This window comes from Streptomyces sp. BV286, assembly GCF_019090165.1.
Lineage (GTDB): Bacteria > Actinomycetota > Actinomycetes > Streptomycetales > Streptomycetaceae > Streptomyces.
This window is the reverse complement of sequence record NZ_JAHRIB010000054.1, coordinates 15,637-35,935: the sequence shown is the minus strand read 5'-3', so window position 1 is coordinate 35,935 and position 20,299 is coordinate 15,637. Positions and strand designations below refer to the sequence as shown.

At 70.1% G+C, this 20,299-nt stretch carries 20 protein-coding genes; 16 read left to right on the top strand and 4 right to left on the bottom strand.

What is annotated here, in order from left to right:
- Positions 1 to 93 precede the first annotated feature (93 nt).
- Positions 94 to 1,728: a GntP family permease gene (locus KUF83_RS07390; protein WP_217453757.1), complete on the top strand. Its 1,635-nt coding sequence runs from the start codon at positions 94 to 96 to the stop codon at positions 1,726 to 1,728.
- Between the two features lie 101 nt (positions 1,729 to 1,829).
- Positions 1,830 to 2,477 carry a hypothetical protein gene (locus KUF83_RS07385; protein ID WP_217453756.1) on the top strand — a complete coding sequence of 216 codons (648 nt, stop codon included), beginning with the start codon at positions 1,830 to 1,832 and terminating at the stop codon, positions 2,475 to 2,477.
- Between the two features lie 109 nt (positions 2,478 to 2,586).
- Here KUF83_RS07385 and KUF83_RS07380 read toward each other — a convergent pair whose 3' ends face one another.
- Entirely contained in the window at positions 2,587 to 3,966 is a 1,380-nt protein-coding gene (locus tag KUF83_RS07380) for a M14 family metallopeptidase (protein ID WP_217453755.1), read from the bottom strand.
- A 369-nt stretch (positions 3,967 to 4,335) separates the two neighbouring features.
- Between KUF83_RS07380 and KUF83_RS07375 the strand changes: the two genes are divergently transcribed.
- Complete coding sequence (locus KUF83_RS07375) at positions 4,336 to 5,724, top strand: Nramp family divalent metal transporter (protein ID WP_217453754.1); 1,389 nt, start codon at positions 4,336 to 4,338, stop codon at positions 5,722 to 5,724.
- Positions 5,725 to 5,783: 59 nt separating this feature from the next.
- On the opposite strand, the gene KUF83_RS07370 is transcribed toward KUF83_RS07375, so the two are convergent.
- Positions 5,784 to 7,472: a chitinase gene (locus KUF83_RS07370; RefSeq protein ID WP_217453753.1), complete on the bottom strand. Its 1,689-nt coding sequence runs from the start codon at positions 7,470 to 7,472 to the stop codon at positions 5,784 to 5,786.
- A gap of 381 nt (positions 7,473 to 7,853) precedes the next feature.
- Here KUF83_RS07370 and KUF83_RS07365 point away from each other — a divergent pair, with 381 nt between their 5' ends.
- The 13 genes from KUF83_RS07365 (at position 7,854) to KUF83_RS07305 (ending at position 19,466) form a co-directional block, all read left to right on the top strand.
- On the top strand, positions 7,854 to 8,735 hold the full coding sequence (locus KUF83_RS07365; protein WP_308402938.1) for a hypothetical protein: 882 nt from the start codon (positions 7,854 to 7,856) through the stop codon (positions 8,733 to 8,735).
- A gap of 229 nt (positions 8,736 to 8,964) precedes the next feature.
- Entirely contained in the window at positions 8,965 to 9,678 is a 714-nt protein-coding gene (gene cpaB / locus KUF83_RS07360) for a Flp pilus assembly protein CpaB (RefSeq protein ID WP_217453751.1), read from the top strand.
- Positions 9,679 to 9,731: 53 nt separating this feature from the next.
- Positions 9,732 to 11,345: an AAA family ATPase gene (locus KUF83_RS07355; RefSeq protein ID WP_217453750.1), complete on the top strand. Its 1,614-nt coding sequence runs from the start codon at positions 9,732 to 9,734 to the stop codon at positions 11,343 to 11,345.
- Positions 11,345 to 11,713, top strand: coding sequence for a TadE/TadG family type IV pilus assembly protein (locus KUF83_RS07350; RefSeq protein ID WP_254643499.1), 369 nt, complete (start codon positions 11,345 to 11,347; stop codon positions 11,711 to 11,713). Before KUF83_RS07355 ends, KUF83_RS07350 begins: the two co-directional genes overlap by 1 nt.
- Before the next feature lie 74 nt (positions 11,714 to 11,787).
- Positions 11,788 to 13,128: a CpaF family protein gene (locus tag KUF83_RS07345; RefSeq protein ID WP_217453749.1), complete on the top strand. Its 1,341-nt coding sequence runs from the start codon at positions 11,788 to 11,790 to the stop codon at positions 13,126 to 13,128.
- Between the two features lie 85 nt (positions 13,129 to 13,213).
- Positions 13,214 to 14,116 carry a type II secretion system F family protein gene (locus KUF83_RS07340; protein ID WP_217453762.1) on the top strand — a complete coding sequence of 301 codons (903 nt, stop codon included), beginning with the start codon at positions 13,214 to 13,216 and terminating at the stop codon, positions 14,114 to 14,116.
- A gap of 13 nt (positions 14,117 to 14,129) precedes the next feature.
- Positions 14,130 to 15,020: a DUF5936 domain-containing protein gene (locus KUF83_RS07335; RefSeq protein ID WP_308402937.1), complete on the top strand. Its 891-nt coding sequence runs from the start codon at positions 14,130 to 14,132 to the stop codon at positions 15,018 to 15,020.
- Position 15,021: 1 nt separating this feature from the next.
- Positions 15,022 to 16,533 carry a sensor histidine kinase gene (locus KUF83_RS07330; protein WP_217453748.1) on the top strand — a complete coding sequence of 504 codons (1,512 nt, stop codon included), beginning with the start codon at positions 15,022 to 15,024 and terminating at the stop codon, positions 16,531 to 16,533.
- Positions 16,526 to 17,278, top strand: a complete 753-nt coding sequence (locus KUF83_RS07325) for a response regulator transcription factor (protein ID WP_217453747.1) — start codon at positions 16,526 to 16,528, stop codon at positions 17,276 to 17,278. Before KUF83_RS07330 ends, KUF83_RS07325 begins: the two co-directional genes overlap by 8 nt.
- Positions 17,279 to 17,413: 135 nt before the next feature.
- A complete protein-coding gene (locus tag KUF83_RS07320; protein WP_254643504.1) occupies positions 17,414 to 17,623 on the top strand; it encodes a hypothetical protein in 210 nt (69 codons plus the stop codon).
- Positions 17,620 to 18,228: a pilus assembly protein TadG-related protein gene (locus KUF83_RS07315; RefSeq protein WP_302828504.1), complete on the top strand. Its 609-nt coding sequence runs from the start codon at positions 17,620 to 17,622 to the stop codon at positions 18,226 to 18,228. The genes KUF83_RS07320 and KUF83_RS07315 overlap by 4 nt, the downstream gene beginning before the upstream one ends.
- Before the next feature lie 15 nt (positions 18,229 to 18,243).
- On the top strand, positions 18,244 to 18,840 hold the full coding sequence (locus tag KUF83_RS07310; RefSeq protein WP_217453746.1) for a hypothetical protein: 597 nt from the start codon (positions 18,244 to 18,246) through the stop codon (positions 18,838 to 18,840).
- Between the two features lie 62 nt (positions 18,841 to 18,902).
- A complete protein-coding gene (locus KUF83_RS07305; RefSeq protein WP_374106007.1) occupies positions 18,903 to 19,466 on the top strand; it encodes an OmpA family protein in 564 nt (187 codons plus the stop codon).
- Positions 19,467 to 19,509: 43 nt separating this feature from the next.
- Here KUF83_RS07305 and KUF83_RS07300 read toward each other — a convergent pair whose 3' ends face one another.
- Complete coding sequence (locus tag KUF83_RS07300; protein ID WP_217453744.1) at positions 19,510 to 19,926, bottom strand: DNA-binding protein; 417 nt, start codon at positions 19,924 to 19,926, stop codon at positions 19,510 to 19,512.
- On the bottom strand, positions 19,902 to 20,237 hold the full coding sequence (locus tag KUF83_RS07295) for a hypothetical protein (protein WP_217453743.1): 336 nt from the start codon (positions 20,235 to 20,237) through the stop codon (positions 19,902 to 19,904). Before KUF83_RS07295 ends, KUF83_RS07300 begins: the two co-directional genes overlap by 25 nt.
- Positions 20,238 to 20,299 lie beyond the last annotated feature (62 nt).

Sequence of the window (20,299 nt, the reverse complement as noted above, 5' to 3'; positions counted from 1 at the left end):
CCTCACCTCCCCGCGCCCCACAAACAAACCCGCACGACGTACGGCGATACCCCCTGCCCGAAAACACCATGCACTCCAGCAGAGGACCACCCCATGTCACCCCTCCTCGCAGCCGCACCGGCCCCCGAGACACCACCCCACACAGGCGGCCTGCTCCTCCTTCTGGACGGCACCGCGGGCCTGCTGACCGTCGCGGCCCTCGGCATCGTTCTGCTGCTCGTCCTGATCATCAAGGTCAGACTCCAGCCCTTCGTGGCGCTGCTGGCCGTCTCCATAGCCGTCGGCCTCTCGGCCGGGCTCTCCGTCACCGAACTCTTCGGCACCGTCCAGCGCTCGACCTCCGTCTCGATGATCGAGTCGGGCATGGGCGGCATCCTCGGCCATGTCGCGATCATCATCGGCCTCGGCACGATGCTCGGCGCGATCCTGGAGGTGTCGGGCGGCGCGGAAGCCCTCTCGACCCGCCTGCTCAACCTCTTCGGCGAGAAGCGCGCCCCGCTCGCCATGGGCCTGACCGGCCTGATCTTCGGCGTCCCGGTCTTCTTCGACGTCGGCATCTTCGTCCTCGCGCCGATCGTGTACGCCGCCGCCAAGCGCTCCGGCAAGTCGATCCTGCTCTACTGCATGCCCCTGCTCGCGGGCCTGTCGATGACCCACGCCTTCCTGCCGCCGCACCCCGGCCCGGTCGCCGCCGCCGGACTGTTCAAGGTCGACCTCGGCTGGGTCATCCTGATGGGCATCGTCGTCGGCATCCCGGCCGTGCTCGCCGCCTGGGCGTACGCCGCCTGGATCGGCAAGCGCCTCTTCGTCCCCGTACCGCAGGACATGCTCGAAGCGGCGGACGAGGCGAAGGCCGCCGTCGCCGAGGAGCGCGCCGCCCGCCGCGCCGCGGCCCGGTCCACGACCGCCACCGCCACCGCCACCGGAGCCGGAGCCGGAGCCGGAGCCGGAGCCGGAGCCGGAGTTGGAGTTGGAGGCAAGGGTCCGGAGTCCGGCTCGGGAGCGGACAGCGCCCCGGTCGCCCTCGCCGACGCCCCGGACGAGGACCCCGCGGAGCAGCCCGTTCCCCTGGGCACCGTCTTCCTCATCATCGGTACGCCCCTGCTGCTGATCCTCGCCGCGACCTTCTCCTCGATCGCGCTGGACCCCTCGACCCTGCGCTCGGTCATCGAGTTCTTCGGGCACCCCTTCGTCGCGCTCACGATCGCCCTGCTCATGGCCTACTACCTGCTGGGCATCCGGCGCGGCTGGTCCCGCAAGTCCCTGGAGACGGTGTCCACCTCGTCCCTCAAGCCGGTCGGCAACATCCTGCTCGTCGTCGGCGCGGGCGGCGTCTTCGGCGCCGTGCTGAAGGGGTCGGGCATCGCCGACGCGCTCGCCGACACCTTCAACGACGTCGGGCTGCCGGTCATCGTGCTGGCCTGGCTGATCTCCGTCGTCCTGCGGGTCGCGCAGGGATCGGCGACGGTCGCCATCGTCACCACCGCCGGAATCGTCGTCCCGCTCGTCGAGGGCCAGGACCTCTCCCAGGCCCATCTGGCATTGATCATCATGGCGATCTCGGCCGGCTCGATCTTCGCCTCGCACGTCAACGACGGCGGCTTCTGGATCGTCGCCAAGTACTTCGGCATCTCCGAACGCGACACCCTCAAGTCGTGGACGGTCCTGGAGACGGTGCTGTCGGTGGCGGGCTTCGCGATGGCGGCGGCGCTCAGCGTCTTCATCTAGCCGGCGTCCGCGTACGGCCGGGCGTCTGCACGTCTTCATATAGCGGGACGAAGCGGAGCCCGGCTGTTCCTGGCACAGGATCGTCGACCATACTGCCCGCTGTGGAGCAGCGCATAGGACCCAACATCCAGCCCCTGCAAGGCGCCGCGGTCGACCCGGCGTTCGTGCCCGGCATCACGGGCCCGCGCCCCGCCGAGCCCAAGGACGCCGAGCCCAGGGACGCCGACCCGGACGCCGAGACGGCGGCGGCCGCCGAGGAGGCCGCCTCGGAGGAGCCGGCCGCCGGTGAGCGGCCCGCCGCCAAGGTCTCGGTCTCCAAGGACCCGGCCCCCGAAGACCCGGCCTCGAAGGAGGAACCCGGAACGGAGAGCGCGGGCGAGAAGCCCGAGGACGCCGACGAGGCCTCGGGCGAGGAGCCCGCACCCGCGCCGGACGGAGGACCCGTCTTCGAGGCCTCCGACCGCCGCGCGAAGATCGTCGCCGACCACAGCGGCGTACGGCTGCGCCTGGACGACCAGGAGGCCGAGTTCCGCTGGGACGAGATCGGCGCAGTCGAGACCGAATCCCCGCGCTTCGGCAAGCGTTTCACCATCACGGTGCACACGCCCGACCGGCGCTGGTACCCGATCGAGATCGAGGCGACGGCCAGGTCACGCTTCGCGGAGTGGGAGACCCGGCTGGACGAGGTCCTGGACACCTACTTCGAAGACGCCGAAGACGCCGAAGAGGCCGAGGAGAGCGCCCCGTAAGGGCGCGGGGAACTGCGCGACCAGCCACGCCGGCCCCGCAGTTCCCCACACACCTCGGTCACTCACCTGACGGCACACGTGTCATGGCACCCGTGTCACGGCACACGCCTCAACTGCAGTACTGCGCTTCCTTGCCGATGGAGCGGTACATGCAGTCGGCGTTCTCCAGCAGCTGGAGCACCGCGTCCCTGTTCCGGGACGTCTCCCGCTCGATGACCTCGTCGGGCGGGTAGAAGCCGCCCCCGCCACTGGACCCCGGATACATCTCGAAGGTGTAGCCGAAGATCTTCTGACTGCCCCAGAGGTAGTCGTCGATCGAACCGTCGGTGATGTAGAGGTCGCTGGACTGCTCGGGCGTGTAGCCGTTGCTGGCCGCCATCTTGCCGCCGACCGCGGCGAAGGCGTTGCGGTCGTCGGCCGTCATGCCGGTCGTGGTGTTGGCCGTGGTGTAGCCGAAGGGCCACAGCACCAGCTCGCTGTAGGTGTGGAAGTCCACGCCCGCCCTGATCTGCTGCTTGCCGCCGACGACCCGGCTGCGCACGAAGTCGGCGACGACCTTCACCTCGGGCGCCGACTCGGGCGCCGTGCCCCGGTAGGTCTCGGAGGACGTGGACCCCGAGGAGCCGCCGCAGCAGCCCCAGCGGTAGTTCCAGTTGCGGTTCATGTCCGTGCCGACGTACGAACTGCCGGTGTTGGGCTGGCGGTTCTTGCGCCACGAGCGGTACGCGCCGGACGCGATGTCGTACTCGCCGCCGTCCGGGTTGAGGTCCGGGAGGATCCAGATCTCGCGGTTGTTCACCATGTTCGTGACCCGGGAGTCCGAGCCGTAGCCGGCGCCCAACTCGCGCAGCAGGTAGAGCGCCATCTCCACGGTCAGGTGCTCACGCGCGTGCTGGTGGTGGGTGAACAGGACCTCGGGCTCGGCCTCGTCGGTGGCGACGTTGTCGCTGATCTTGATGGCGACGATGTCCCGGCCCTGGTACGACTTCCCGATCACGCGCTTGCTCATGATGCCCGGGTAGGCGGCCAGGCGCTGGTTGATCTCCGTGTTCATCTCGGCGTAGTTGTGATAGCGCGAGTCGGCGGAGGGGAAGTCGAGGATGCCGACGTCCGCGGCGCTCGACCGGTCCGGGGCGGTGCCGAGGGGCGAGACCTCGTAGCCGAGCCGGCGCAGCTTCTTCGCCTGGGCCGCGCGGCCCGAGACGACGACGGTCTCCTCGTCGGCCTCGTCGATGGACACGCCGGTCTGCGCGATGGCCGTACGGGTGGCCGAGGAGCTGCCGTGCACGTGGATCTCGTACTGGCGGATGGTGTCCGTGTCGGAGGCGGGGGCCGCTCCGGGGGCGCCGCTCGCGTCGGTGGTGGCGGCGATGGGCGCCGCGAGGGCCAGGGCGAGGAGGGTGGCGAGGGCGGCGGTGCGTCGGCCGCGTCTGCCGGACGGGACGGTCGTGGCGGAAGCTCCGCCACTACCTCTGCTGCGAAGTCGCATTGATTCTCCTAGTTTCTCCAGAAAATCCGGGATCACCGGAAGTGTGGGGATTGGAGCGGGGGGTGGATCGGTGCGACGTGCCGGGGCGACCGTCGAAAGTGCCGACGGGACCCTGTGTGCGGGTTGTGGCGCTCATCGTGAAGGTCTGGCATGTTCGGGTCAAGGGCAGGCCGGAAGCCGGTGGCGGGAACGGACCGAAACCGCGCCGGCCGCTCGCGCGCGCCCGCGAGGCGGCCGGACACGACACCGCCCTGCTCGGCGCACCCGCGGCGAGGCTCCGCCCGGCGGCATCTCCTCGCTGTGCACATCGGGTGGTGATCGGCGCACGCCCTCTTGTGCCCCGGTCGTCTTTGCGCTTTCTTGATCGGCATGGCGGACACCACGGGCAACGCGGACACCACAGGAAGCCACGGGAGCGGGGAGAGCATCGCGGGCCCCCGCAAATCCAGTTGGAAGTACATCGGGCCGGGCATCGTGGTCGCCGCGACCGGTGTGGGCGCGGGTGACCTCGTCGCCACGCTCATCGCCGGGTCGAACTTCGGCTACACGCTCCTGTGGGCCGCCGTCATCGGCTGCCTCGTCAAGATCTCCCTCGCAGAGGCGGCGGGCCGCTGGCACCTGTCCACCGGCCGGACGCTCTTCGACGGCTGGGCGAGCCTCGGCCGTTGGACCTCGTGGTTCTTCGGCGTGTACGTCGTGGTCTGGGGCTTCGTCTACGGGGCGGCGGCCATGTCCTCGTCGGGCCTGCCCCTGCAGGCGCTGTTCCCGGACGTCATGGACCTCAAGTGGTGGGCCATTCTCACCGGTCTTGTCGGTCTGGTCTTCGTCTGGTTCAACAAGTACGCGGTCTTCGAGAAGGTCATGACCGTCCTCGTGGGCGTCATGTTCGTCGTCACGGTGTACCTCGCGATCCGCGTCACCCCGAACCTCGGCGAGGCGTTCGCCGGCCTGCTGCCGGTCCTGCCCGACGAGAAGGACTCGATCCTCAACACGCTCGGCCTGATCGGCGGCGTCGGAGGCACGATCACGCTCGCCGCGTACGGCTACTGGGTCAACGCGAAGGGCTGGACGAACACCGGCTGGATGAAGGTGATGCGGTTCGACAACCGGGTCGCCTACGCCACCACCGGCATCTTCGTCATCTCCATGCTCTTCGTCGGCGCGGAGATCCTCCACTCGGCCGACATCGCCATCGCGAGCGGCGACAAGGGCCTGATCCAGCTCGGCGACATCCTGGCGGACGAGTACGGCACGGCGACCGCCAAGTTCTTCCTCATCGGCTTCTTCGCCACGTCGTTCACGTCGCTCATCGGTGTCTGGCACGGCGTGAGCCTGATGTTCGCGGACTTCGTGGAGCGCTACCGCCGCGGCCGGGCCGCCGGCTCGCCGGAGGCGAAGGACGGCCGCGGCGGAAACGCGGCCCCGGGGGAGCGGCCCGCCTCGGGCGAGGAGGTGGCGTCCGGCACCCACGAGAGGTCCTGGCCCTTCCGCGCCTACCTGCTGTGGCTGACCTTCCCGCCCATGGTCCTGCTCTTCCAGGGCCAGCCCTTCCGCCTGATCATCCTGTACGGGGTGCTGGGCGCGGCCTTCCTCCCGTTCCTCGCCCTGACCCTGGTCTGGCTCCTCAACTCCTCACGCACCCCGGCCGAGTGGCGCAACGGCCTCCTCAGCAACGCCATGCTGACGATCGCGGGCCTGCTCTTCGTCGTCCTGTGCGTGAAGCAGGTCTGGGACCAGCCCTGGGCGGAGTTCTTCTGATCCCGCCGTCACCCCGGAGCGGGACCGGGTCCGGTGCCGCTCCGGGGTGACGCGCCGCCCTACGGCAGCCCGTGCACGTGCGGCCCCACCGCGTTCGACCACGCGTTGCCCGCGGTGGCGTCCCAGTTCGTCGACCAGGTCATCGCGCCCCGCAGGTCCGGGTAGGTCCTCGACGGCTTGAACGACCCGCAGTTCGTGCCCCTGGCCAGGCAGTCCAGGGCGTTGTTCACGATCGACGGGGAGACGTATCCGCTGCCCGCGCCGCGCGTCGACGCGGGGACGCCGAGGCCCACCTGGGACGGGGCGAGGCCGCCCTCCAGCTGGATGCAGGCGAGGGCCGTCAGGAAGTCCACCGAGCCCTGCGAGTACACCTTGCCGTCGCAGCCGAGCATCGAACCGCTGTTGTAGTACTGCATGTTGACGACCGTGAGGATGTCCTTGACGTTCAGGGCCGTCTGGAAGTACGCGTTCGACGTCGACTGCATGTCGATCGTCTGCGGGGCCATCGTGATGATCAGCGAGGAGCCCGCCTTCGAGGACAGGGACCGCAGCGCCTGCGTCATGTACGTGGCGTTGAGGCCGTTCTCCAGGTCGATGTCGACGCCGTCGAAGCCGTACGTCTGCATCAGCGAGTGGACGGAGTTCGCGAAGTTCGCCGCCGAGGCGGAGTCGTTCACCGCGACCGTGCCGCGCTCGCCGCCGATGGAGATGATGACCTTCTTGCCCGCGGCCTGCTTGGCGCGGACGTCCGCCTTGAACTGGTCGACCGTGTAGCCGTTCAGCCCCGCCGAGTCGAGGGTGAAGGTCACCGCGCCGGGAGTGGCCGTGGCGTCGGCGAAGGACACCGCGATGATGTCGTACTGGGAGGGGACGTCGGAGATCTTCTGGACGGCCGCGCCGTTGTTGAAGTTCTGCCAGTAGCCGGTCACCGCGTGCTTGGGCAGGGTGCCCCCGCCGCCGGAGGACGCCTTGGTCGTCCCGGTGACCGTCGCCGATCTCGCGGACTCACCCGCCGTGTTCGTCGCGGTGACCTGGAAGGGGTACGAGGTGGAGGCGGCCAGGCCGGTGACGGTCGCCGAGGTGCCGCTCACCGCGAGGACCTTCGTACCGCCCCGGTAGACGTTGTAGCCGCTCGCGCCCGACACCGTGTTCCAGGCGAGGGAGACGGACGAGGAGGTCGTGGACGCCACGTTCAGACCGGCCGGCGTGGACGGGACGACCGGGTCGGGGTCGCCGCCTCCGCCCCCGTCGGGCCCGAACACGGACACGTCGTCGGCGAAGTACGCCGCCTGCCCGTACCAGCCGTGCGTGTAGACGGTCACGGACGTCGTGTTCGCGCCCGTCGTGAAGGACGTCGTCAGCTGCTTCCAGGACGAGGAGTCCGGCGTCCAGGCCGACACGTCCGTCGTGCCCGTGCCGCTCGCGCCGAGGTACGCGTACCCGCCCCGCACCCACGCGCTCAGCGTGTACGTCGAGTTGGCCTTCACCGCCACGGTCTGGCTGCACCGGGCGTTGTCCTGCCCGGCCGGCGTGGCCTTCAGGGCGGCGGCGCCCGCGTGCACAGGCGAGGAGACGGTGGCACCGCTGCCCGCCGAGCAGGTCCAGTGGGAGAGCCCGGACTCGTAACCGGCGTTCCTGGTGTTGTTGACGTCCGCGGCCGAGGCCTGGCCGGCGCCGGCCAGGGAGAGGGCGGACGCGGCGAGCACGGCGGCGAGTGCACCCGCCCATGTCCTTCTGCGTCTGGGCATGCCTGGTACGCGGTCCACTGGGGCCTCCGGTGGGGGAGTGGGGGTGAGGAGGGGTGAAGAGGGACGAGCACGGTGGCCACCGCAGGACGTCCAAACTGGTCCAGACCAATCGGGTTGTCAAGACCTTTGACGAGCTCAACGCCCCTGTCGGACCGCTCAGTTGGGGCATATGCGTCTCACTCTGTGTGGATCACGTGGGCACCTTGTGTGAATTGATCTCAAGGATCCGGTGTTGGGCGGCGCATGCCGTGGATAAGGTGCAGTTGCGGAGGGGTTCCATCGTGGCGATGTGTGTCCGTCCGTGAGGTTTTCATGGCGAAATAGGGGCGATCTGAGGCGGTGGCCGACCACCCCGCCGCAGTGAACGGGGTGGTGTGCAGCGTGCCGACCGCGATAGCCGTCACCAGTTCCGACCTGGTGCTCCCACCGCACGACCGGCAGACGCCGCCCGCCGCCGTCCAGCCCCTCGACACCCTCGAAAGCTCCCTCACCGGGATGCACGCGCTCATCGAGCAGCACGGGTACGTGATCGCGCTGTACCCGGCCTCCACGCGGGGTGACGTCACCCGGCGGCTGCACGCCGTGCGGTCCGTCCTGGAGAGCGACCGCATCGCGCTGCTCGGACTCGACCTGCCGCCCCTCGGAATCGCCCTGCTCGCCCAGCAGTTGCGGCAGCTCTCCGTCTGCGACTTCAGTCCCGGCGTCCTCGCCTCCTCGGCGCGGCTGCTCGCCCACTACATCTACGCGGGCGCCCAGCTGAACTCGGTCGCCAAGCTCGACCGGGTCCCGGTGTCCCTGAAGTCGCACGCCAAGTCGTGGGTGCCGGGCGCCCAGTTCGCCGTACTGGCCACCCCGCGGCCCCAGCTGGTACGCGTCGGCCAGGAGGAGCTCACCGGGCCCGAGTTCGGGACGCGGATGCTCGTCGCGCCCGGGCAGCTGCCCGCCGAGTGGGTCACCGGGACGCTCGCTCCCGCCTGGCGCGTGCAGAGCGTCGCGACCGTACCGCTGCCCGCCGAGTCGACCCGCTGGTGGGGCACGGGAAAGACCGTCGAGTTCGCCGCGGGCCTCCACGACGTGTCCGTGCTGTACCAACTCGTCTCGTCCGTGCGGCGCGAGGAGTGCCACTGGTGCGGGCTGGAGCTCATCGGCGACCGCTGCGGCTTCTGCGCGGCCCCCTTGCCGTCACCCTCGTCACGGGAGCTTTCGACGGCCACCGGGCGGGCAGCCTCTTCGGTACGCGCCCTGCCCCGAGGGGCCACGTGAGTCACAACATGTCCTGCACGTACACGTGAATAACGGTGCACAACAGGCACGTTGAACGAGTTACGAGGCACGCAGTACCCCGCACGACCGCCAGGCCCCGCCGTCCTCCCGCTTCCCCGATCGAGGTTGTCCGCGTCATGCTGCATCACCCCGGGGGGCGACCCCCGGACCCCCAGCAGAACAGCAGGCCAGCGCAAGTACTCGGAACCGCCCCACGAGGTGAGATGTAGTGAACTCACGCCAGCGCCGCGGCGTCATCCTGCTGGTCCTCTCGGTCCTGTGCGCCGTGGGCGCCTTCGCCGGAGTGCTGTCGGTGATCCGCGACGTGAAGTCGAAGGTCGGCCCCGAGGTCACGGCGTACCGGCTGAAGGACGACATCGCGCCCTACAAGGAGCTGTCGGCCGACCAGTTCGAGAAGGTCTCCATGCCCGAGCGGTGGCTCTCGTCCACCGCGGTCACCAGGCTCTCCGAGGTGCGCGGCAAGATCGCCGTCACGCAGCTGAAGAAGGGCTCGCTGCTCCAGAGCGACATGATCGTCGACCGGCCCGCGCTGGAGGCCGGCCAGCAGGAGATCGCGATCCTGATCGACGCGGCGACCGGTGTGGCGGGCAAGATCAACCCGGGTTCGCGGGTCAACATCTACGCCACGTTCAAGGACGAGCGTGACAACGGCAAGGACCAGTCGAAGGTCATCGTGGAGAACGCCCGCGTCATCGACGTCGGCAAGCTGACCGCGCTCGACCCCGGCCAGTCCAGCAACGACCGCCGCCGCACCGCGAGCGAGGCCGTCCCCATCACGTTCGCCCTCGACACCGCCGACGCCCAGCGCGTCGCGTACGCCGAGTCGTTCGCCGAGCACGTCCGCCTCGCCCTCCTCGCTGACGGCTCCGACGCCACCGTCGCCCCCGGCGACCGCTCGTACACCCTCGACGAGGACAAGTAGGAGGCCGTGATGCGCTCAGCCCCCACGAAGTCGTCCCACACGAGGACCTGCCGATGACCGTCCGCATCCTGCCCGCCGTCGGCGACATCGACTCGGCCCGCGCCCTCAGCACGCTCCTGAGCCAGCTCGCCGACGCCGAACCGGCCCCGCCGGTCGCCGACACCACGGCCCTGCTGGACACCCTGGCCCGGCTGGCCGCGGAATCCCTGGACGAACTGCCCGAGGTCGTCCTGGTCCACGAACGCGTCGGACCGGTCCCCGCACTCGACGTCATCCGCGACCTGGTGCTGCGCTTCCCGGCCGTCGGCGTCGTCCTCATCACCGCCGACACCAGCACGAGCGTGCTGACCGCCGCGATGGACTCCGGCGCACGCGGCATCGTCGGCCTGCCCCTCGGCTACGACGCCCTCGCCGAACGCGTCCAGGCCGCCGCCGCCTGGTCCACCGGCATGCGGCGCCACCTGGGCAGCAGCACCCCCGAGCTGTACGCGGGACCCGGCGGCACGGTCGTCACGGTGACCGGCGCGAAGGGCGGCGTCGGCGCCACGGTCACGGCCGTCCAACTCGCCCTCGCGGCACAGGCGTCGGGCCGCTCCGTGGCCCTGCTCGACCTGGACCTCCAGTCCGGTGACGTGGCCTCCTACCTGGACGTGCAGTTCCGCCGCTCCATCGCCGACCTCGCCGCGATCAGCGACATCAACCCGCGGGTCCTCCAGGACGCCGTCTTCACCCACGACACCGGGCTCGGGCTGCTCCTAGCCCCTGCCGAGGGCGAGCGCGGCGAGGAGATCACCGACCGGGTGGCCCGGCAGGTCCTCGGCGCCCTGCGCTCCCGCTACGACGTCGTGGTCGTCGACTGCGGCGCCCAGCTGAACGCGGCGAACGCCGCCGCCGTCGAACTCGCCGACCAGGCACTGCTGCTGGTCACCCCCGACGTCGTCGCCGTCCGCGCCGCCAAGCGCATGGTCCGCATGTGGGACCGCCTCCAGATCCGCAAGGCCGAGGAGACCCGCACGGTCGTCAACCGCTTCGCCCGCGGTACGGAGATACAGCCCTCCCTGGTCGAACGCGTCACCGGCACCAAGGTCGCCCGCGCCACGGTCCCCGCCGCCTTCAAGGAACTCCAGTCCGTCGTGGACGCGGGCCGCATGCAGGACCTGGACGCCCGCTCGACGGTCAAGCAGGCACTGTGGGCCCTGGCGGGCGAACTGGGCCTGGTGGCCGAGCAGCCCGCCGGGGGCGGCGGCCGTCGCCGCAGGTCCTCCTCGGACAAGGGCGCTCTCGCCCTGCGCCGCAAGGGAGGCGACCGGGGCGCGGTCACCCTGGAGTTCGCGGGCATGTTCCCGATCCTGCTGGTCGTGATGACGATCCTGTGGCAGTGCGTCCTGTACGGCTACACGTACTCCCTTGCCGGGAACGCGGCGGACGAGGCGGCGCGGGCGGCGACTGCGGCGTACGCGGTCGACGGCGATGTCGGGGGAGCCTGCGACGCCGCCGGAGGGGAGAACCTGCCGGGCGCCTGGGACGACGCCCAGATCGGCTGCGCCCCGGCCGGGCCGGTCATGAAGGCCACCGTCACCGCCCAGGTACCCCTGTTCTTCCCTGGCTTCGACGCGGGCTGGACGGTCGAGGGCACGGCAGGAGCCGCACTGGAGGGGGACGACTGATGAAGCGGCTGGTGAAGCGGCTCCTGAAGCGGCCGCGCGACGACCGGGGCGTCTCCATGCTGGAGTTCGCCGGTTTCCTGCCCGTTCTCCTCGTCATCGGGATGGCGGCCATCCAGCTCGGCCTGATCGGCTACGGCATCAACCAGGCCGGTTCGGCGGCGCGGGCCGCGGCGCGGGCCGCCTCACAGGGCGAGAGCGGCGCCGCGGCCGGGCAGGCCGCGGTGAGCGGATGGCTCAACCCGAACGTATCGGCTGCCGAGGGCACCGACCTGACCACCGCGACGGTCACGCTCCAGGTGCCCGCCGTCATCCCCCTCCTGCCGAGCGTGACCGTGGAACGCCACGCCACGATGCCCACCGACGACTGACGGAGACACCGACCGGGACCGAACCACCGGGACCGCACGACCGAGAGACCGAGACACCGAGAGGAGGCGACCCCATGAGCCTGCGAGCCCGTATCGCCGCACCCGAAGAGAGCGGAGCCGGCCGCGAGGACGGCCACCTCGTCGCCATATACCGCGCCAAACTGCTCGAAGAGATCGACCTCGCGGAGATGTCGAGCCTCGCGGCGGCCGAGCGCCGCATACGCCTGGAGCGCGTGCTCGGGCACATCATCAGCCGCGAGGGCCCGGTCCTGTCGACCGCCGAACGCTCCCAGCTGATCCGCCGGGTCGTGGACGAGGCCCTGGGCCTCGGCGTCCTCGAACCCCTCCTCGCCGACGCGTCGATCACCGAGATCATGGTCAACGGCCCGGACTCCATCTTCGTGGAGCGCGCCGGACGCGTGGAGCAGCTCCCGCTCCGGTTCGCCTCGAACGAGCAGCTGATGCAGACCATCGAGCGCATCGTCTCCACGGTCAACCGCCGTGTGGACGAGTCGAACCCGATGGTGGACGCCCGCCTGCCCACCGGCGAGCGCGTCAACGTCATCATCCCGCCGCTCGCCCTCACCGGCCCCACCCTCACGATCCGCCGCTTCCCGCGCGCCTACACCCTCCCGGAACTGATCGGCCTCGGCTCGCTCGACGAGCAGATGCTGATGCTGCTCGCCGCGTTCGTCCGCGCCCGCTTCAACGTCATCGTCAGCGGCGGTACGGGCTCCGGCAAGACCACGCTCCTGAACGCCCTCTCCGGCCTGGTCCCGTCCCACGAGCGCATCATCACCATCGAGGACTCCGCGGAACTGCAGCTCCAGCAGGAGCACGTCATCCGCCTGGAGTCCCGCCCGCCGAACGTGGAGGGCAAGGGCCAGATCACCATCCGCGACCTGGTCCGCAACTCCCTGCGCATGCGCCCCGACCGCATCATCGTCGGTGAGGTCCGCGGCGGCGAGACCCTCGACATGCTCCAGGCCATGTCGACGGGCCACGACGGCTCCCTCGCCACCGTCCACTCGAACTCCGCCGAGGACGCCCTGATGCGGCTCCAGACCCTCGGCTCGATGTCCGAGGTGCAGATCCCCTTCGAGGCGCTCAAGGACCAGATCAACTCCGCGGTGGACGTGGTCGTCCAGCTCACCCGGCACGCCGACGGCTCCCGCAAGGTCACCGAGATCGCCCTGCTGGTCTCGCACGGCCGCGAACAGTTCCGCATCGTCCCGGTCACCCGCTTCGTGGCTCGCCCGACCGGCCCCGACCGCGTCGTCCACGGCCACTTCGAACACCTGCCGCTGCCCCGCTCGGTCGCGGAGAAGCTGTTCGTCGCGGGCGAACCGCTGCCGCCCGCCTTCGGGGTGGCGGAGGCGATCGACGTCCTCAACACCCGCCAGGCCATCGGATGACGCCGACCGGCCGGGCCACCACCGGACACACGAGAGAGAGGAGCGAGCCGTGAACAACGCCGTCCCCCTCGCCCTCGGCGCCACCATGCTGTGCGGCACGCTCGCCGTGGCGGGCATCCACACGTACGCGTCCGGCCGCGCCCAGCGCCAGGACCTCGTCGACCGCCTCTCCGGCGGCCCCCTGCGCACCGCCGCGGGCCGCGCCCGCCGCTTCGCCGCCGTCGACCGCAGACTGCGCCGCACCCGCCTGGGCCGCACCATCCAGCTGCGGCTCTCGGCGACGGGACTGGACCTGACGGCGGGCGAGTTCTTCACGTACGTCGCCGTCGTGGTCGTCGCGCTGTGGCTGATCGCGGCCGCCGCCCTGGCGCCCTTCTTCGGACCCATCGCGGGCCTCGTCGGCGTGTGGAGCGCCGCGATCTTCCTCAACTGGCAGCGCCAGAAACGTATCGAGGCGTTCATCAACCAGCTCCCGGACGTGGCCCGCCTGCTGGCCAACGCGGCAGCGGCCGGCCTCGCCCTGCGCACCGCCCTCGCCATGGCGGCGGAGGAACTGGAAGCGCCCGCCGGTGAGGAACTGGCCCGTGTGGCCGACCAGTTGACACTGGGCCGCTCGGTCGACGACACCCTCGGTGAGCTGGCCGAACGTCTCCCGTCCCGCGAGCTCGTCGTCCTCGTCACCACCCTGGTCCTCTCCAACAAGGCGGGCGGTTCTGTCGTCAACTCCCTGCGGAACCTGACCCAGACCCTGGAGGACCGCAAGGAGACCCGTCGTGAGGTCCGCACGATGCTCTCCGAGGTCAACGCGACGGCGTTCACGGTCCCGCTCCTCGGCCTCGGCTCGCTCCTCCTCATCAACTCCTCGAACGAGGGCGCCCTCGCCAAGGTGACCGGCTCCCCGCTCGGCCAGACCCTGGTGCTGATCTCCATGGGGCTCTACACGATCGGTTTCTTCGTCATCCGCCGCCTCGGCAGGATCGAAGTATGAGGAGGGGATCACGGTGCTCGCTCTGCTGCTCGCCGCACTGATGGGCCTCGCGGTCGCAGGCATCCTTCTGGGCGTCCGCATGTACCGCGCGGAGGCCAAGCTCCCCGGCGACATGGCGCTCGCCCTGGAGGTCGGCGCGACCCGGGTCTCCACGGCGGACTCGGCCGTCGACCGCCTCGGCATGCGCTTCGCCCCGCTCGTGCTGCGCCTGATGGGCCCGCGCCGCGTGGACGCCAAGCGCCGCCGCATCGACATGGCGGGCAACCCGGGCGGCCTGACCCTGAACCGCTACGCGGCCCGCCGGGCGGTGTACGGCGTCTTCGGCGTCCTGCTCTTCCTGATCTTCCTCACCAACGGACGGCTCCTCTTCGCCCTGATGGCCCTCGGCTTCGGCCTGCTGGCCGCCGACGCCCTGATCTGGCAGGCGATCCGCGAACGCAAGGAGGTCATCGACCGCACCCTCCCCGACTTCCTGGACGTCCTGGCGGTCGTGGTGTCGGCGGGTCTCGGCTTCCGTCAGGCCCTGGACCGCGTCGCCGACCACTACGAGGGCCCGTGGGCGGACGAACTGCGCATCACCCTGCGCCAGATGGACATGGGCGTCAGCCGCCGCCAGGCGTTCGACGAGCTGCGCAGGCGCAACTCCTCCGAGCAGGTGGCCCAGTTCGTCTCGGCACTGCAGCAGGGCGAGGAGCTGGGCTCCCCGATCGCCGACACCCTCATCCAGCTCGCCACGGACATGCGCCGCACCGACGCCCAGAACTCCCGCCGCCGGGCCGCGAAGACGATCCCCAAGGCGACGATGGTCACCCTGGTGTTCATGCTCCCGGCCACGATGATCCTCATCGCCACGGGAATGTTCCTGGGCTCGGGCACGAACTTCGGCTCAGTCCTGGGGCGTTGACATGACGGCCGGCTGGAATCGACGGCGGCGGGTGGAGCCCTCCTTCGAGGGGGGCCGTCAGGGGCGCGGGGAACCGCGCGACCAGCCACGACGGACCGGCAGCCGACGAACAACCCTCCCCGGCGGCTCCGCCAAGTGGGCCACAGGCTACTTCGCGGACGACGCGGCAGCACCCGGCAGCCTCCGCCTCCAGCTCAACGCCCTCCAGGCCCTGTGCCGCCAGGCGTTCGCGGTACGCCTCACCCTGATCGCGATCGGCGCGCCCTTCGCGACCGCCAACGCGACCGACGGCCTGCCCCGGCACGCCGTCCTCACAGCCGCGGTCCTGGGCGTGATGGGCTCGTACGCCATGCTCAGGGACTGGGACCGTTTCGCCCCGCGCCTTCTGGCCCACCCCACCCTCATGGCGGTGGACCTGGTCTTCGGCGCGGTACTCCTGCTGACCGCGTCCCCGGCCTCCCCGCTCGCGTACGCGGCCGTCTGCACGCCGCTCCTGGCGGGCCTGCTGTACGGCTGGCGCGGCTCCGGAGTCTTCACGGGCCTCCAACTGGTGGTCCTGCTAACGGTGTTCAGGGCGTGGGAACAGCGTCCGGGCGCCGGTGCCAGCACCCTGCTGATCGCGGGCTTCTGCGTCGCCGCGGGCATCATCGGCGTCACCCTGCGCAATCTGATGTTCCGCTTCGGCACGGCGAGTCAGGCCCTCGCGGAGGCGAACTCCCGCCTGGCCGTCGCGGAGGCCGTCGAGTCCGAGCGGGCGCGCCTGGCCCGGGAGATGCACGACTCCGTGGCGAAGACCCTGCACGGTCTCGCGCTGGCGGCAGAGGCCCTGGCGGTGGCGGCGGACCGCGACACCGACCCCCGCGCGCTCAAGTCCCAGGCCGCGGCGGTTGCGGGCGCGGCACGCCGGGCGGCGGCGGAGTCCCGTGACCTGCTGACCGACCTGCGGGACCACACCACCCTGTCGAGCCCGCCCGCGGACCTGACGACGGAACTGGCGTCCAGGGTCGCGGACTTCGAGTCCCGTACGGGCATCAGGGCGACCTTCACCCACCGGCCCGCCCCGACCCCGGCCCCCGGGACCACCACTCCGACCCCGGCCCCGACCGCGACCCCGACACCGGCCTGCGAGGCCGCCACACCAGTTCCCGCGCTCCCTACCGGGGCGCCCCGACAACTCCTTGCGATCGTGTCGGAGGCCCTGGAGAACGCACACCGTCACGCGGGAGCGACCCGTGTGGACGTGACTCTCGACGCCTCGCACCCTGTCCTGAGCCTGACCGTGCGGGACGACGGCGCCGGCAGCGCCGTGTCCCTCGACGACGTACAAGTCCTGGCGAGATCCGGCCACTTCGGTCTGCTGGGAATGCTGGAGCGCGCGGCGTCCGTGGGCGCGTACCTGCACCTGCGCCCAGCCGAGCACGGAGGCACGGAGGTCACGGTGGACCTCCCGCCCGCCTCCCCCTTGCCCGCACCTTCCTCTCACACTCCTCAAGAGGAGGCCGCACATGCCTGAACAGGCACTTTCCGGCCCGCCCCTGCGAGTGCTCGTGGCCGACGACAACCCGGTCGTCCGGGCCGGCCTCGCGGCCCTGCTCGACGCCCACCCCGGCATCCGGGTCGTGGCCCAGGCGTCCAACGGCGCGGAAGCGGTCGCGGCCGCGACCCTGCACCGCCCCGACGTGATCCTGCTCGACGTGCGCATGCCCGGCACGGACGGCCTGACCGCGCTGCCCCCGCTGGCCCGGCTCGCTCCCGTGATGATGCTGACGTACAGCCGCGAACCCGAGGTGGTGGCCGAGGCGTTGCGTCTGGGTGCCGTCGGGTATCTGGTCCACGGCGAGTTCACGACCCCCGAACTGATCACCGCCGTGCGGGACTTGCATGCCGGAATGGCCACTTTCACATCCTCCGCCGCCGATGTGTCGGATTCGCTCGGTGTTTCGTACGAACCGAACCAAAGCTCTTCGCATCTGCAATCAGTTGTGGCACAGTCGTCGGAGGCTCGACCTGTCCATGCGGCGGGGCTCCACCGCCGCGGCCGCAACCGACGCGATTTCGGTCTGAGTTCACGGGAGGTGGAGGTCATGGATCTCATCGCGGCCGGCATGAGCAACCAGCAGATCGCCGCCACGTGCTTCATCAGCGAGAAGACGGTCAAGAACCACATCAACCGCATCTTCGCAAAGCTGCACGCTTCCACGCGCAGCGAAGCGATAGCCCACTGGCTGGGCACGGCCCACGGGGGGTGGAACCGGTGACTCCGACCACGGGAAGTTGGGCCCCTGGACCCACCCGTAGTAGGCGGGTTCTCACGTACGGTGCGCGGGACGGTAGTGGTTTTGGGTGGGAGGGAAGGGATCACTGTGACCAAGAACCTGGAGCCGGAGACGTCCATGGGGGCGCCCCGAGCGGTTCGAGGGTGGGTCCGGACCGTGGCCTCCCGGATGTGGGGACGGGAGCGGGACGCGGGAGCGGGCTTCGTGGAGTACGCGGGGCTGATGATCCTGATCGCCGGGATCTTCACGCTGATCGACGGCCTCGGTCTCGACGGTCTGATCTCCGGCGCGATCCTGGACGCGGTGACGCAGGTCGTCGGCGGCTGAGCTCTGTACGTCTGCGCGAAGACCGGGGGTCGACCCTCCCCATCTACATCTGGCTGACGGGAATCCTGCTCTTCGCCGCATTCGCGTTCTTCGCGTTCGCTCAAGCGGCGTCCGCCCGCAACGGTGCGCAATCTGCGGCGGACGCCGCCGCGTTGGCGGCTGCACAGGATGCCCGTGACGAGCTGATGGAAGGCCTCGGGGGCGCCATCGGAACGGACGACCAGTGGCTGGACTGGCTCGACGGTGACAAGTTCGAGGGCGCCGGGGCCACGGCCGCGGCCCAGCAACTGGCCGCCGAGAACGACTCAACCGTCCAGGGCGGTGCCCAACCAGCCACCATCAACGCGCTGCCCGGATTCCGGGTGGCCGTCGAAACGAACTACACGGTGGGCGACTCGATCATCCCTGGCACCGAGACAAAACATGCCAAGGCTGACGCCGTTGCCGTCATCGAACCCCGGTGTGACTTCGACCTCGACGCCGATCCCACGAAACTCGTCACACTGGACTGTGACGGCGAATCCGTGGACATCGACCCCGAAGATTTCGATTTGGACGACCTTCCCGACGCGTCCGTGCTGTTCACTGTGCAACTGGCCGAGTGAGAGGAAGTCGTACCGATGAACGTTCGGCGCACCACGAAGGGCCGCACGGTACTGACCGCGGTGGCGATCACGACTGGGCTGGTCCTCGCGGTGGCCGGTTGCGGCGGGGGTGGCGACGACGACAAGGGTTCGGACAAGAACACGTCGTCCTCGACACCGACCAAGAGCAGCGGGGGCGACGACAAGCAGGAGTCCCAGGCGCCTCCCGCCCAGCAGATCCTGGCTGAGGTGAAGGCAGGCGGCCTGACGGTGGCGGTCACATCGGCCACCCGTGACGAGGGCGGCTTCGTCACCGTCGAAGGGACGGTGACCAACGGCAGCGGAAAGTCGTGGGTTGCCGCTGACTGGAGGGGCGACGAACGGGAACTGGCCGGGAACGGCGGTTCCATGGCGGGCGCCAGCGTGGTCGACCAGGCCGGAAAGAAGAAGTACCTCGTCCTGCGGGACACGGAGGGGCGCTGCCTCTGCACCCGCTTCACCGGCGGCCTCCAGTCGGGCGAGACGACCGAATGGTTCGCCCAATTCCCCGCCCCGCCCGAAGACACCAAGAAGGTCTCCTTCCAGGTGGGCTCCATGCCGCCCGCCTCGGTCGAACTCTCCGAGGGCGAGTAGCCATGTCCCTCAGCCTCCGTGCCACGTCGGTCACCCTCACCGCCCTCACCACGCTCGTCTTCATGACTCCGCTGACCTCGGCCCATGCGGACGACGAGGACCCCAGCGCCCCGCCGGGCAGCGTCACCACGTCGCCGCCCCCGGAGGTCGACGCGAACAGCCCGGGGCTGAAGCTCGCCGACGGCGCCACGCTCGCCTCCGCGAAGGTGCTGGACATCAAGTCGGTCGTCGAGGACCTCGGCGGCGAGGAACGCCGCGAGGACACGAACGAGGACGTGACGTTCGCCCTCCAGGCCGAGGTCCTCTTCCCGAAGGACAGCTCGAAACTCAACCCGGAGTCACGCTCCCGCATCGCGGCGATCGCGGCCGAGATCAAGTCCCAGAAGGCCACGAACGTCCGCGTCTTCGGCTTCACCGACAACCTCGGCTCGTACGCCCATGGCCTCACGCTCTCCAAGAAGCGCGCGGAAGCCGTCCACGAGGAGCTCGCCGCCGGTGTCGGAGGGGCCAACGTCACCTTCGTGGTGCGCGGCTACAGCGAGGACTACCCCATCGCCGACAACACCTCGGAACAGGGCCGCCGCAAGAACCGCCGCGTGGAGGTGACGTTCCCGAAGGAGGCGTGAGCCGTCTGCGACGCAAGCCGACGCGACGGCCGCCCGGCCGTTCTCAGACCCCCACGGCGCGGACGCTCTCTCCGCATAGTTTGTTCATGTCGTCCACATCGGAGGTGACGACGATGCGAGGGCCGGCGTAGCCGAGGGCGGTAGCCGCCACGACGGAGTCGATCGCGTATTTGTGGCCGTGCAGGCCGGAGTTCCGTAGGAGACCGATGGCACGCCAGGTGACGGCATCCGTTACAGGCAGGACCTCCAGCCGGGACACGTGCCAGCGGAGGCGGTCCATGCTGACCTTGGAATGCCACGCTTCGATCAACGTCAGATTGCTCAGAGCGACAAGTGTGTCCTTGGCCTGGGCGGTACGGACCAACCCTGTGACGCGCGGGTCGTTGGCCATGAACCTACTCAGCCCCTCGCTGTCGAGAAGCAGCACCCCATGGCTCAACTGGCCTTGTGTGCGCGCCATTCCGAGTCCACGTTCCTTTCGTGGTCTTCAGGGACACGCTCGTTCGCGGCCATGGCTTCGGCCTCGCGGAAGATCTCGGTGGCCCATTCCTGGGTCTCGGGGGCGGGCGGACCGATCTCCGCCTCCTTCTCCTGAAGTAGTTCTTCAAGCAGGTCCCGCTGTATCTGCCGCTCCACCGCGGCGCTGACGTACGCCGAGAAGCCGCGCGCACCCACCCGGGCCTTCACTGCGGCCACGCGATTCGCAGGCATGGATACGCTGACTTTCTGGGCCGGGCCTTCGGCCTTGCCGTAATGCTCCGCGGAGTCCATGGCTGCAGAATAACAGTGTGGTAGCAAAGGAAGTAGTAAAGCGCTCGTGCGCTCCGGGGGGC

What these genes read in the sequence shown, in the direction of transcription:
- KUF83_RS07375 (WP_217453754.1), top strand. Translation starts at nt 4,336, where the DNA reads ATGGCGGACACCACGGGCAACGCGGACACCACAGGAAGCCACGGGAGC.
- KUF83_RS07325 (WP_217453747.1), top strand. Translation starts at nt 16,526, where the DNA reads ATGCCTGAACAGGCACTTTCCGGCCCGCCCCTGCGAGTGCTCGTGGCC.
- KUF83_RS07345 (WP_217453749.1), top strand. Translation starts at nt 11,788, where the DNA reads ATGAGCCTGCGAGCCCGTATCGCCGCACCCGAAGAGAGCGGAGCCGGC.
- KUF83_RS07340 (WP_217453762.1), top strand. Translation starts at nt 13,214, where the DNA reads ATGCTGTGCGGCACGCTCGCCGTGGCGGGCATCCACACGTACGCGTCC.
- KUF83_RS07320 (WP_254643504.1), top strand. Translation starts at nt 17,414, where the DNA reads ATGGGGGCGCCCCGAGCGGTTCGAGGGTGGGTCCGGACCGTGGCCTCC.
- KUF83_RS07380 (WP_217453755.1), bottom strand. Translation starts at nt 3,966, where the DNA reads ATGCGACTTCGCAGCAGAGGTAGTGGCGGAGCTTCCGCCACGACCGTC.
- KUF83_RS07305 (WP_374106007.1), top strand. Translation starts at nt 18,903, where the DNA reads ATGACTCCGCTGACCTCGGCCCATGCGGACGACGAGGACCCCAGCGCC.
- KUF83_RS07300 (WP_217453744.1), bottom strand. Translation starts at nt 19,926, where the DNA reads ATGGCGCGCACACAAGGCCAGTTGAGCCATGGGGTGCTGCTTCTCGAC.
- KUF83_RS07295 (WP_217453743.1), bottom strand. Translation starts at nt 20,237, where the DNA reads ATGGACTCCGCGGAGCATTACGGCAAGGCCGAAGGCCCGGCCCAGAAA.
- KUF83_RS07310 (WP_217453746.1), top strand. Translation starts at nt 18,244, where the DNA reads ATGAACGTTCGGCGCACCACGAAGGGCCGCACGGTACTGACCGCGGTG.
- KUF83_RS07370 (WP_217453753.1), bottom strand. Translation starts at nt 7,472, where the DNA reads ATGCCCAGACGCAGAAGGACATGGGCGGGTGCACTCGCCGCCGTGCTC.
- KUF83_RS07355 (WP_217453750.1), top strand. Translation starts at nt 9,732, where the DNA reads ATGACCGTCCGCATCCTGCCCGCCGTCGGCGACATCGACTCGGCCCGC.
- KUF83_RS07350 (WP_254643499.1), top strand. Translation starts at nt 11,345, where the DNA reads ATGAAGCGGCTGGTGAAGCGGCTCCTGAAGCGGCCGCGCGACGACCGG.
- KUF83_RS07390 (WP_217453757.1), top strand. Translation starts at nt 94, where the DNA reads ATGTCACCCCTCCTCGCAGCCGCACCGGCCCCCGAGACACCACCCCAC.
- KUF83_RS07330 (WP_217453748.1), top strand. Translation starts at nt 15,022, where the DNA reads ATGACGGCCGGCTGGAATCGACGGCGGCGGGTGGAGCCCTCCTTCGAG.